This window comes from Vibrio sp. 10N.261.51.F11, assembly GCF_041471665.1.
GTDB classification, from domain to species: Bacteria; Pseudomonadota; Gammaproteobacteria; order Enterobacterales; family Vibrionaceae; genus Vibrio; species Vibrio crassostreae_C.
The window spans coordinates 18988-31090 of sequence record NZ_JBFROW010000054.1 but is presented as its reverse complement, the minus strand read 5'-3'; the positions used below and the strand labels follow the sequence as shown (position 1 = coordinate 31090).

Genomic DNA, 12103 nt, shown 5'->3' with positions numbered 1-12103 from the left:
TTTAACTGATCGGCATTACCTTCATGAGGCGGTTTTTTTATTAGGTAATGATCGATATTGATTCGGTAAATCTTACCCTTGTCAGGCTAATTGATGAGTCCAAACGCACGAGGCAGAGCCAAACTAATTTCAGGAATAAAAGTAATGGCCAACAGTGTGACGATCAATACGGCACAAAACGGCATGATACTTCTTATAACGTTTTCAATCTTAGAGCCACTGACACTACAACCCACAAATAGCGCCGTACCAACGGGTGGCGTTGCAATGCCAATACATAAGTTGAAGATAATCATCATCGCGAAGTGAATTGGATGCATGCCTAAATGCTCAGCAATCGGCATAAAGATAGGGGTAAAGATCAATACGGCTGGCGTAAGGTCCATAAACATACCCACAATCAGTAGAATCAGGTTCATCAGAATAAAGATGATAATTGGATTGTCTGAAATAGAGAGCATCCAATCACTGATCATGGTTGGTAGACCGGTAAACGCCATTGCCCATGACATAATGGTAGAAGCACCAATCAAGAACAGCATAATGCCAGTAACCTGAACCGTTTCTCTACAAATTATCGGAAAGTGTGCCCATTTGAGGGTTCGGTAACAGAGTGACAGTATAAAAGAGTATAGAACCGCTATACATGCCCCTTCTGTTGCAGTGAATATACCACCAATAATACCGCCAATAACAACAACAATAAGCCCTAAGCTTGGTGTTGCTTGCCAAACAATATTCAGCACATCTTTCGTTGTGAAGCCGTCATTCGCACTTGTTTTGTAGCCCTTCTTTTTAGCGATGAAATAGGCGACGACCATACAACTTAAGCCCATTAGAATACCTGGGACATACCCTGCGATAAACAACGCCGCAACGGATGTTCCACCCGATACCACTGAAAATACGATCAGTGAATTACTCGGCGGTATTAATAAGCCTGCCGGGCAAGATGCAACGTTTACTGCTGTTGCTAAGTTTTTATCATAACCATCTTTTTCTAATTCTGGGCCTAAGGTTTTACCAACCGCAGCTGCTGCTGCAACGGCTGATCCTGAAACGGCGCCAAACATCATATTGGCGAAGATGTTCACGTGAAAAAGTGAGCCCGGGATCCAACCAACCAAGAGCTTTGCAAGGTTGATGAGTCGACTCGCGATGCCACCTACATTCATTATATTCCCCGCGAGGATAAAGAAAGGGATGGCTAATAAACTGAAACTATCAATACCGGTAATGATTTTTTGACCCGCAGTAATACTGGCGACTTCAAACGGTAAGATGAAATACATGATGGTTAAAGATGACATGGCAATTGCAATCGCAATCGGCATGCTTATCGCGATCATGAATAAGAATAGGCCTAGCAGCCAAACACCAATGGACAAATCCATAATATAGAGTCCTTTTAAAACTTATTTTTTGTTGGGTTCACAAAAAAGATCAAACGTATTCATGACCAAATAAATGAGGATAATAACGGCTGAAATCGGCAATATTGAATACACCGTCGACATCGGTAATTGCAGTGCTGGAGAGAGTTGTTGTGTGGTTCTTCCCATTAGGGCGATGCCACCTTGAAGCATTGCTAGAAATACAAATGCGCCAGAAATGATATTGATGAGTACATGTAATGCGATATGTGCTTTACCCTTAAGATAACCATCCAATAACGTTATTGCTAAGTGTCCTTTGATACCGAATAAGTAGCTTGCTCCTAATAAGCCAAGCCATACCATCGCATAACGAGCAAGTTCATCAGTCCAGTTACTTGGATCATTCAAAACATAACGACTAAAGACCTGCCAAGTGACAGTAACGACAAGTAACATTAGTGCAAAAGAAGAGACAAAAAGAATCAGCCTATCAAGTAGGTTTCTGAAAGTTGCTAACATGGTGTGATACCTCAAAAAATTTTGCCTTAGCAAAGCCAAGGCAAAATTATATTTTCACTAAGACTGATTAAAGAGCTTCAATTTTTTCAATGAATGGAGCTAGTTTTGGATCTTTTTTCGCCTCATCAATCATAGGTTTAACAGCTGCACGGAAAGGGGCTTTATCAACTTCAACAAACGTGACACCTTCTTTCATTCCTTTCTCTTTGTTCATGTCATCTGTTGCATCCCAGATTTTGATCTGCTCTTCAAGAGACTCAGCAGCAGCTTCTTTTAAGATCTTTTGCTCTTCTGCCGTTAATGAACCCCATTTGTATTCTGAAATGATGATCACGTCAGGTGTCATCATGTGCTGGTCCATAGAGTAAAATTTGGCAACTTCGCTGTGTTTCATTTCAACTAAGCTAGAAATATTATTTTCAGCACCGTCAATTACGCCTTGTTGCAGCGCCGTGTATACCTCATTGAAAGGTACAGGCGTTGCTTTACCACCTAATAGGTTAACCATTTCCATCATGGTTGGAGAACCCGGAACTCGAACTTTCATACCAGCGAGATCAGCCGGTGAGTTAATGGCTTTTTTAGCGTAGAAGCTACGTGTGCCTGAGTCATAGAATGTAAGACCGATGAAGCCTTTACCTTCACTTGAAAGCAACATCTCTTGTGCAGCTTCACTTCGCATGAACGTTCTCATATGTGGAACGTCACGGAATAAGAAAGGCAGTGCATTAACCTTAAACGTTGGTTCAAAAGATTCGGCTAACCCACCATTGATTTTGGCCATATCAATCGCGCCAGTAACAACTTGCTCCGCTTGGTCACGTTCAGAGCCTAATTGACCGTTTGGAAAGATCTTAATCGTAAGTTCACCATTCGATTTTTCTTTAACTTTATCAGCCATGATCACCATGCCTTGGTGAGCTGCGCTTTCTAATGACATTGCATGCCCTAACGTCAAAGTTTTTGCTTGAGCGCCAAATGCCATAAGAATTGAAGCCGCTGCAATCGTCAGTAGGTGTTTTTTCATGTTCTTCTCCAGAATCCATTTTGTAAGAGGTACAGTTTTTATATGCAACGCTATAGCTAAGTTTGAAATCTAACGTTCAATTGCACATCGCTCATAGCAGTAACGTTTCATTACAATATTCTTACCCTATGAATTTTGTATTACAATACTATATGTATATTTTGTGAACTAAGGTTTATCTATTGGCCTGAGAACCTAATTGATTGTGATAACAATCATATTTGGGACTAATTAGACCATTAATCAGTTCTACTTTGGATTTTTTTGTAATTTCGATTACTTTCAACTGCTTTAAGAACAATCTCTTAGTAAAAGAGTATCGATCTATTTATGTTATTTTAAGACATTAAATTCAGTTATGGAGCACGACAAAGAAGGTCTCCTCGCTCGAAAACGCGAGTCGTGAACAGTGCTTTGTGCGGTGATGAAGGCAAGGTTTTCGGTTGGATTTAGGTAACAAGAATAGATAAAGGCAATAGAGAGAAGCTTGAGAGGATGAATTGTTTGTAACAAAAATCCGAGAGCCTTACAGCCCTCGGATTTTTGTTTTTGGTGTTCTAATTTTTAGGCGTTAAACGAATTACAAATCAGCGCCATAGATATCAAACGTGAAGTACTTAGCGGCGATCTTGTCGTAAGTACCGTTTGCTCTGATCTCTTCAATCGCAGCATTGAATTGTTTCGCCAATTTTGAATCCTGCTTTCTTAATGCTAACGCCGTACCCTCGCCAATGTAGGCTTTGTCGGTTACTGCTTTACCTTTAAATTCAAAGCCCTCACCTTCTTTTTTATCTAAGAAAGCTAATGACAGTTGATCCGAGTTGCCAAAGGTTAGATCTAGACGACCATTTTGCAGATCCAGATACACTTCATCTTGCCCTGTGTAACGCTTAATGTTGGCCACACTGCCAAACTTGTCGGTTACGTAGCGATCGTGAATCGTACCTTGTTGAACACCTATAGTTTTGCCCGCCAAGCCCGCCTCATCAACGCTGAACTCCGCGCTTTTAGCAGCAACAAACACGGCTGGAGTTTGGTAGTACTTATGAGTAAATAAGATCTTACGCTTACGCTCTTCGGTGATACGCATTGACGCCATAATCACATCTGACTTTCTTGCCAACAAACTTGGAATTAGCGAATCCCAGCTTTGTGAAACCCAAGTACAATCGAGTTTAGCTTGCTCACACAAGGCATCAGCTATCTCAATATCAAACCCGACAGGCACACCGTCGCTGTTTTTATAGTTGAATGGCGGATACGTAAAGTCCGACGCCAAACGGATTTCTTTCGCCTGTACCGTTGTACCAAGTAAAGCGACCGCACAAGCGAGTCCTAGTATTATCTTTTTCATCATTGCCATCCTAGATATGATCTTTATCGAGTTGAGATTGAGTTTCTTTATGTTGAGCTTGTTGAATGTGTTTGCCTTGTTGACTCTGTTCTAATTCGGTTTGGTAACGTGTTAGTGACGTTATCACTTCTAGCATGCTCTCTTGGCTACCAATACTGATTCGAACACAGTTACGCAAAGCCGGTTCATGGTTTTGGTTCCTTGTCACAATGCCGTCCTTCGCCAAGACACTGAACACTTGATGCCCAGCTTTTTGACGCAGCAAAATGAAGTTTGTCGATGAAGGGTAAACAGACTCGATGAAATCAAACTGCGTTAACTCACAAGCAAACCAGTTACGCAGCTCAACCAGATTCTGCGTCGCATCTTGCATCACTGAGACTCGTTCATCAGACAACGCGTCTAATACAATTTGAGATGAGCAATCTGGCATCGGATAAGGTGGAATCAGCTTCGCGACATACTGCATCACATTTTGACTCGCTAAGATAAAACCACAACGAACTGCAGCCAGTCCAAATGCCTTAGACAAAGTGCGAATCACAACCAAGTGCGGATAACGCTCAATAAGGCTAACGGCTGACGTTTGTGGTTCAAATTCGATATACGCTTCATCGACGACCACTAGAGATTTTCCAGTCGTGCCTTCCAGTACCTGAATCAAATCCGATTTAGGAATCACATTGCCCGTTGGATTGTTTGGTGAGCAAAGAAACACGATATTCGCCAGTTTTGCCTTATTCACAATATCAGCGACGTTCAGGCTAAAGTCTTCCTGCAATGGAGAGTCCAAGGTATTAATCGCCAATGCATCAGCGCAAAACTCATACATCGCATACGTTGGAGAGCAGATAAGTATGTTGTCGCACGCCGGTTTACAGAATGTTCTGATCAGCAAATCAATCGCTTCATCTGCACCACGAACAGCCACAGTCGCGGCATCGGTACTACAGTAATCTTGATAAGCCTTAGCAATATCTTGTGGTAAGAAGTCTGGGTATCGGTTGTGACTTGCTTCTCCTTGAAACAGCGAGCTTTCCAATTCATTGGCGTTTAGCCAGACACGTCCATCACCACCAATTCTTCTTGCCGATTGATAAGGTATTAATTTTTTTACAGCCTGAGGCACTAAGCTATCAATAAAAGATGTCAAGAAGCTATCCCTTTCACAAAATCACAATGTCTTCATCATTGCCTTCATATTCAAAAAATGTGACTTATACACATATTGAATCATAAATGATGATTAAGTATTTACATTCAAACAGAACACTATTGATAAATGAATCGAAATAATCACATAATAGCCATGATAAAAAGTCATAGGTAAAGATATGAATCGCACACTTCCTTCAACCAAAACCTTGCTCGCATTTTTGTCTACGGCAAGGCACCTCAACTTTACACGCGCGGCACATGAGCTCAATGTTACGCAAGGTGCAGTGAGTCGTCAGGTATTGTCGTTTGAAGAAAGCCTTGGCTGTGATCTCTTCTATCGCCATGCTCGCGGATTGTCTTTAACGCCGAAAGGAGAAGAACTGGTTCCCCTGATACAAGGAACGATTCATCAGCTGCAATCGGCTCTAAATCAAGTGGCTAGCTCTCCGTCTAAGATCAAACTCAACGCACCGAGCTGTATTACCTCTTGGCTACTACCTAAGTTGATGTCTTTTCAGCAAGCCTATCCTGAAATTGATGTCGAACTGACGTCGACCATCAAGCACGTCTTCGAACCAAGCTTTGATCCGTTTGACGCCGTAATTACCTATGGTAAGAAGCCAAACCAACAATCGATTATCAGCCAATTATTGTTTAACGAGCAGCTAGCGCCCGTTTGCCAAGCACAAAGCATTACACAGAGCCATCTTGTCGACGACGCATCGACCATCATCAAGCCACACAAGCTTGCCCAATACACTTGGCTACACGCCAACAATGAGCAAAGTGATTGGCGACTTTGGTTAGAGCACATAGGCAGCCACGACCTTTCAAGCAAGAACAACCAACAATTCGCGACACTCGATCAAGCTATGAACGCCGCCATTCAAGGGTTTGGCATTGCCATAGGCGACATCACACTGGCCAAGCAAGATATTGATTTAGGTAGATTGGTAAAAGTGAGTGAAGGCAGTGTTTTCTCTGGAAATGGTTACTTCTTGCTGCAACCCAAGAATCGACAAAATACATCCTTATCTACGCTTGTTGATTGGCTCGTCGATTAGCGGCAATCATTGTTGGTAGGCCTCTTTATAAGCGGCAGGAGAGCGTCATAATGAGAATTTTTCCGTTCTCAAAATGAAACTATTTGATGTCTGTTTCGTATTGATTGTCAGAGAATAGAACGTACCTTCCTTTAACTATTTGAAAAGAAGTTCAATTCTATTTAGCCGGGAATTTATTCTGTTCCGTTGGAGAAAATGGCATTCGAGTTGCTTTGTCATAGATAACCCAACCAATATACAGCAGGTTGCACCAGTTTCACTGCAGCTTGTCACGGAGGATAGGCTATGACCTTACAAAGACATACGTATTACGGCTTGATTCACCATGGAATTAAAACCCTATTAATGGACAGAATTGGCCACTTCACAGAGCGTGAATATCACGAGTATCTCGACTTAACGACCGGTAAATCGACATGTTTTGCCATGAGTGAGCAAGAGCTCGAAAACACCTTAGACAGCTTAAAGAGCGAAGGTTACCTTGAAGATATCAAAAAGCTGATACCTCGCTATCAAACCTCGTCAATGCGATAACCTGCTTCAACTCTTTAAACACGATGAGTGGTTAGATTGAATTAATTGGCACCCAATTGTCTCGAGCTATTTAGCATCGAGACAGTTTTCGTTAGACTGTCAGCAACTCAACTAACTGGATAGTCAGTGTCTCATGAAACAAATTCTTGATTTCATTCCTCTCATTATTTTCTTTGCGCTTTATAAGATGTACGACATCTATACCGCGACCGGCGCTTTGATCGTTGCCTCTGCAGTTCAAATTATTTTGACTTATTTCATCTACAAGAAAGTCGAAAAAATGCAGGTCATCACCTTTCTAATGGTTGCCGTATTTGGTGGCATGACCATCTTCTTGCACGACGACAACTTCATTAAATGGAAAGTCACCATCGTTTACGCACTGTTTGCGATTGGCCTGACGGTCAGTCACATCATAGGCAAATCAGCGATTAAAGGTATGTTAGGCAAAGAGATCACACTGCCTGATTCGGTATGGGGCAAGATCAACTGGGCATGGACGCTGTTCTTTACCCTATGTGCCGTTCTCAACGTTTACGTTGCTTTCAGCCTACCGTTGGATGTTTGGGTCAACTTCAAAGTGTTTGGTCTACTCATCGCGACCTTGCTCTTCACCTTGCTCACTGGTGTTTATATCTATAAGCATCTACCAAAAGACCAGCAGAAAGAGTTAACGGATAAAAATACCGACGAGAAATAGCCCTTAGGGATGAGTCCTCATACCCTATTTGATACAATTATTATCAATATGCGATTGGCCAATGATACTCGTGATCATTGGCCGCTGATTATTTGTGTTCGGTGAAGACGTTAAAAATTAGACCACCACGAGTCTCGTAAACACATCTATTTTTATATAAAACAATCAATACCATTAAGAGTACGACAATGACTATTCAATCAACTTTGAACCCGATTGGTTCTTTACTTCTTCGCACATTAGCGATGCCTTCTGATACAAATGCAGCAGGCCAGATTTTCGGTGGTTGGATAATGTCACAGCTTGACCTTGCTGGCGGCATACTGGCAAAAGAGATATCTAACGGCAAGATAGTCACGGTTTCAGTATCGAGTATCGAGTTCAAACAGCCGGTTTCAGTGGGTGATGTTGTGTGTGTTTATGGTGACTGCACTAAGATTGGTCGCAGCTCGATGAATATCGACCTAGAAGTCTGGGTTAAGCCTGTACTTGATCACGGTATCGGCGACCGCTACAAGGTTTGTGGCGCGACATTCAACTACGTTGCGGTTGATGAAAGTGGTAAGCCTCGCCCAATCAACAAATAACACCTTTTATTAAGCGTGTGGCACCGATGGTCTTTAGTTTTTATAAATGAAATTACTAGGGCGTATTGACCTTTCGAGCTGACTTTTGCAGCGAATTGCTGGGTATTTATACAAGGCAGAGGCTTTGATGTTTAGCTAGCCTCCATAAGAAGCCGATAACGTAGTAGAAATGACCAGCAAACGCTGCCCGAAGGGTTCAGCTAAAAGCGTTTTACTCTTTGTTGAGGGAGATTTGCTTAGAATGACTAGGCTACTTCCCCCTCGCCGCGATTAAAACGCTTTTGACTAGGCGTCCCCACCCGAACAAAATTTAACCACGAAAGATCAACACGCCCTAACGACCATACAACTCTCTCGCACCAATTCACAATTTCTTATCATTAGCCCTTCCAATACCAATTAGTTCGCGTAAATTAGCAAGATAGCGAATTTAAACGCCCCAAATTTAGTGAAGTAAAATAAGGATATCTCAATATGTGGTACGTGATTTTTTCTCAAGACGTCGAAAATTCATTAGAAAAACGCCTAAGTGTTCGCCCACAACATCTAGAACGCCTACAAACACTTCACAATGAAGGCCGCCTTTTGACAGCAGGTCCAATGCCAGCGATTGATTCAGATAACCCTGGTGAAGCGGGCTTCACAGGTTCTACTGTGATTGCTGATTTTAATTCTTTAGACGATGCACAGGCATGGGCAGACGCAGACCCGTACATTGCTGCAGGTGTCTACCAAAATGTGATTGTTAAACCATTCAAGAAAGTATTTTAACGTGAAAAAATGGATTATCGGTTCACTGGCCGCTGTTCTGCTTGCAGGCTGCAGCTCATCAAGTGAACAAGACAAACAAAGACAGCTAGAAATGATGGCGCAGCATCGCGCTGGCGTTTTATCCGCAGGCCTGCCGATTGAGTATGGCCCGCTGTCGGTCATGCGCGTGCTGGCAAAGAACACGGTTATCGAAATCATGATGATCTACAACCAAGATGCAAAAGGTGCTAAACCTTTAAACCAAGTTGTAGACATGAGTGTGAATAGCTACTGCACCAACTCTGAAGTAAGAGCAAACCTCGACATGGGCTTGGCTTACAACATCAAGATTCGCAACACTCGCGGACAACTGATCGTTGAGAAGCTGATCAGTAAAGATACGTGTCAAAGTAGCAGCTAGTTTCTAGCTCGAGATTCGAACAAGTATAAAACCAGAAGGCCTCGCAAATGCGAGGCCTTTGTTGTGGTTCATCGTGGATTAACGGATCAACCAAAATCTTAGACTGAATTATACCTCAGCTGATTCCCACTCTTTACGCAGTGTCTTAGTCGCCGACACAAGATTTGTCAGTGCCGCTTCTGTTTCTGCCCAGTTACGTGTTTTTAATCCACAATCTGGGTTTGCCCACAAACGTTCTGCTGGGATTTTTTCTGCCGCTTTCTTAAGTAAATCCACAATCCACTCTTCTGAAGGAATGTTTGGCGAGTGAATATCGTAAACACCGGGGCCAATCGCATTCGGGTAGTTGAACTCTTCAAACGCTTTCAGCAGTTCCATGTTCGAACGAGAAGTCTCAATGGTAATCACATCGGCATCTAGCGCAGCCACTGAATCAATGATCTCGTTGAACTCGCTGTAACACATATGGGTATGAATCTGAGTTTCTGGTTTAGCACTCGCCGCTGAAATCTTAAAGGCATCGACCGCCCACTCTAGGTATTCTGCGTGGTCGCGTTTTTTCAAAGGCAAACCTTCGCGAATAGCAGGTTCATCGATTTGAATGATGCTGATGCCTGCATCTTGTAAATCAGACACCTCATCACGCAGAGCAAACGCCAATTGATTCGTGATCTCTTTGCGTGAGATGTCTTCACGTGGGAATGTCCAACATAGAATAGTGACGGGTCCTGTCAGCATGCCTTTCATCTGCTTCGAAGTCAGAGATTGTGCATAGGTCGACCATTCCACCGTCATCGGTTTCTCACGTTCTATATCCGCGACCACAATCGCTGGCTTCACGCAGCGAGAGCCATAGCTTTGTACCCAACCAAACTTGGTGGTTTGAAAGCCTGCTAGATTTTCTGCAAAGTACTCCACCATATCATTACGTTCCGCTTCACCATGAACCAACACATCCAAATCTAAGGCTTCTTGGCGCTTAACGGCATCCGCGATGTGACCTTTCAATGCAGAGTTATATTCCGCTTCACTCAATTTGCCAGTGCGGTAGGCACTGCGTTGAACACGGATTTCTCCGGTTTGTGGGAACGAACCAATGGTTGTGGTTGGTAATAGCGGTAAGCCGAGAACTTCAGACTGATGTGCCGCACGTTCTGCATAAGGCGCACTTCGATTTGCTAGTGCTTTCGTGATGGTATTAAGGCGCTCTCGTACCTGAGGCTTATTCACATGAGTCGCGCTCTTGCGTGCAACGATAGGTTGGCTGTAAGTCTCACACGCCAAAATGGCATTTTGATCACCGTCTAACGCCGCACCCAATAAGCTCACCTCGGTCACTTTCTGTTTTGCAAAGGCAAACCAACTCTTCACTTCTTCGCTAAGCGTCTCTTCTAACTCAAGGTCAACCGGGCTATGCAGCAGTGAACATGAACTTGCGACCCATAGTTTATCGCCTAGCTTTTCTTTCACAGGTTGCAGTAACTCAAGCTGAGAAGCTAAGTCTGCTCGCCAAACATTGCGTCCATTGATTGCACCCGCAGAAAGTACCCAATCTTCCGGTAACTTATTCACCACTTCATCGAGTTGCTGCGGTGCGGCAGCCAAATCGATGTGTAAGCCGTTGACGGGCAACTCCACGATCTTGCCTAACGTATCAGTCACAGAATCAAAGTAAGTGGTCAGCAATAGTTTCACATCGCCTTGAATCACTTGATAAGCCAACTTGAATGAATCAGCCCACTGCTTTTCAAGTTCCAGAGAAAGGATAGGTTCATCGATTTGCACCCACTCAACGCCCAACTTGGCGAGTTTTGCCAAAATCGCTTGGTAAGCAGTAAGCAAACGTGGAAGCAAGGTTAAGCGGTCAAAGCCCTCTTCCACTTCTTTGCCTAAGTACAAATATGACAGTGGGCCGAGAAGTACGGGCTTAACTTTGTGTCTTGCTTTTATCGCTTCGTTCACTTCGTCAAACAGCTGTGGCCAGCTCACTTCAAAGGTGTCGTTTTTACTGAACTCAGGAACAATGTAGTGGTAGTTAGTGTTGAACCACTTAGTCATGTCGGAAGCAGCCGAACTGTCTTTAGTGCCATCATTCGACGTATGCGTACCACCGCAGCAAGTAGACTGAACTTGAGACTGACCACGACCAACTCGAAATAAAGTATCTAAATCTGGGAAGGCTTTTTCATCTTCTGCTCCACCAGCATGACGTTTTGGCACATGACCTAGAAGTAGAGTCGTAGTTAGGACATGGTCGTACCATGCGAAGTCACCCGCAGTTGCAAAGCTTAGATTCGCATCAGCTTGTACATTCCAGTTACGATTTCTTAATTCGCTGCCGAGTTGCTTGAGCTCAGATTGATCGATTTCACCGCGCCAGTATTTCTCGAGCGTGAATTTAAGTTCTCTTTTTTCGCCGATACGTGGGTAGCCAAGAATATGCGTTGTTGTCGTCATGAGTCTGTTCCTTATTCGATAATTTTAATTTCCGGTCAGGCTGCCTTTGATGATTTCACTTTCCCACAAAGGCGTCTGGATGGCTAAACTATCGCCTTAATCCGATCTATGGACAACGTCCAAATATTCATCTTGTTTATTAATAATATTCATCTT

12 protein-coding genes are annotated in these 12103 nt (G+C 43.2%); 6 read left to right on the top strand and 6 right to left on the bottom strand.

Going from position 1 to position 12103, the window contains the following annotated elements; all coding sequences use genetic code 11:
* Positions 1–86: 86 nt before the first annotated feature.
* The 5 genes from AB4351_RS16810 to hisC form a co-directional block, all read right to left on the bottom strand.
* Entirely contained in the window at positions 87–1394 is a 1308-nt protein-coding gene (locus AB4351_RS16810) for a TRAP transporter large permease (protein WP_010438025.1), read from the bottom strand.
* A gap of 21 nt (positions 1395–1415) precedes the next feature.
* Complete coding sequence (locus AB4351_RS16805) at positions 1416–1895, bottom strand: TRAP transporter small permease (protein WP_004736522.1); 480 nt, start codon at positions 1893–1895, stop codon at positions 1416–1418.
* A 67-nt stretch (positions 1896–1962) separates the two neighbouring features.
* Entirely contained in the window at positions 1963–2922 is a 960-nt protein-coding gene (locus AB4351_RS16800) for a TRAP transporter substrate-binding protein (RefSeq protein ID WP_017063537.1), read from the bottom strand.
* 580 nt (positions 2923–3502) lie between these two features.
* Positions 3503–4276 (bottom strand): ABC transporter substrate-binding protein, encoded by a 774-nt coding sequence (locus AB4351_RS16795; RefSeq protein ID WP_372126641.1) that lies wholly within the window; start codon positions 4274–4276, stop codon positions 3503–3505.
* Between the two features lie 10 nt (positions 4277–4286).
* Positions 4287–5429 (bottom strand): histidinol-phosphate transaminase, encoded by a 1143-nt coding sequence (gene hisC, locus AB4351_RS16790; protein ID WP_017067399.1) that lies wholly within the window; start codon positions 5427–5429, stop codon positions 4287–4289.
* Between the two features lie 181 nt (positions 5430–5610).
* On the opposite strand from hisC, the gene AB4351_RS16785 reads away from it, so the two are divergent.
* The 6 genes from AB4351_RS16785 to AB4351_RS16760 all read left to right on the top strand — a co-directional run bounded on the left by AB4351_RS16785 (position 5611) and on the right by AB4351_RS16760 (position 9490).
* On the top strand, positions 5611–6498 hold the full coding sequence (locus AB4351_RS16785) for a LysR substrate-binding domain-containing protein (protein ID WP_017063534.1): 888 nt from the start codon (positions 5611–5613) through the stop codon (positions 6496–6498).
* Between the two features lie 285 nt (positions 6499–6783).
* Positions 6784–7032 carry a hypothetical protein gene (locus tag AB4351_RS16780; RefSeq protein WP_017069991.1) on the top strand — a complete coding sequence of 83 codons (249 nt, stop codon included), beginning with the start codon at positions 6784–6786 and terminating at the stop codon, positions 7030–7032.
* A 133-nt stretch (positions 7033–7165) separates the two neighbouring features.
* Complete coding sequence (locus tag AB4351_RS16775; protein WP_372109836.1) at positions 7166–7732, top strand: septation protein A; 567 nt, start codon at positions 7166–7168, stop codon at positions 7730–7732.
* Positions 7733–7920: 188 nt separating this feature from the next.
* Complete coding sequence (gene yciA, locus AB4351_RS16770) at positions 7921–8319, top strand: acyl-CoA thioester hydrolase YciA (RefSeq protein WP_017061510.1); 399 nt, start codon at positions 7921–7923, stop codon at positions 8317–8319.
* A 474-nt stretch (positions 8320–8793) separates the two neighbouring features.
* On the top strand, positions 8794–9090 hold the full coding sequence (locus AB4351_RS16765; protein WP_372126639.1) for a YciI family protein: 297 nt from the start codon (positions 8794–8796) through the stop codon (positions 9088–9090).
* Between the two features lies 1 nt (position 9091).
* The gene (locus AB4351_RS16760) at positions 9092–9490 is read left to right on the top strand and encodes a GspS/AspS pilotin family protein (RefSeq protein WP_004736511.1); all 399 of its coding nucleotides are present in this window, start codon (positions 9092–9094) and stop codon (positions 9488–9490) included.
* Positions 9491–9598: 108 nt separating this feature from the next.
* On the opposite strand, the gene metE is transcribed toward AB4351_RS16760, so the two are convergent.
* The gene (metE, locus tag AB4351_RS16755; protein WP_372126637.1) at positions 9599–11947 is read right to left on the bottom strand and encodes a 5-methyltetrahydropteroyltriglutamate--homocysteine S-methyltransferase; all 2349 of its coding nucleotides are present in this window, start codon (positions 11945–11947) and stop codon (positions 9599–9601) included.
* Positions 11948–12103 lie beyond the last annotated feature (156 nt).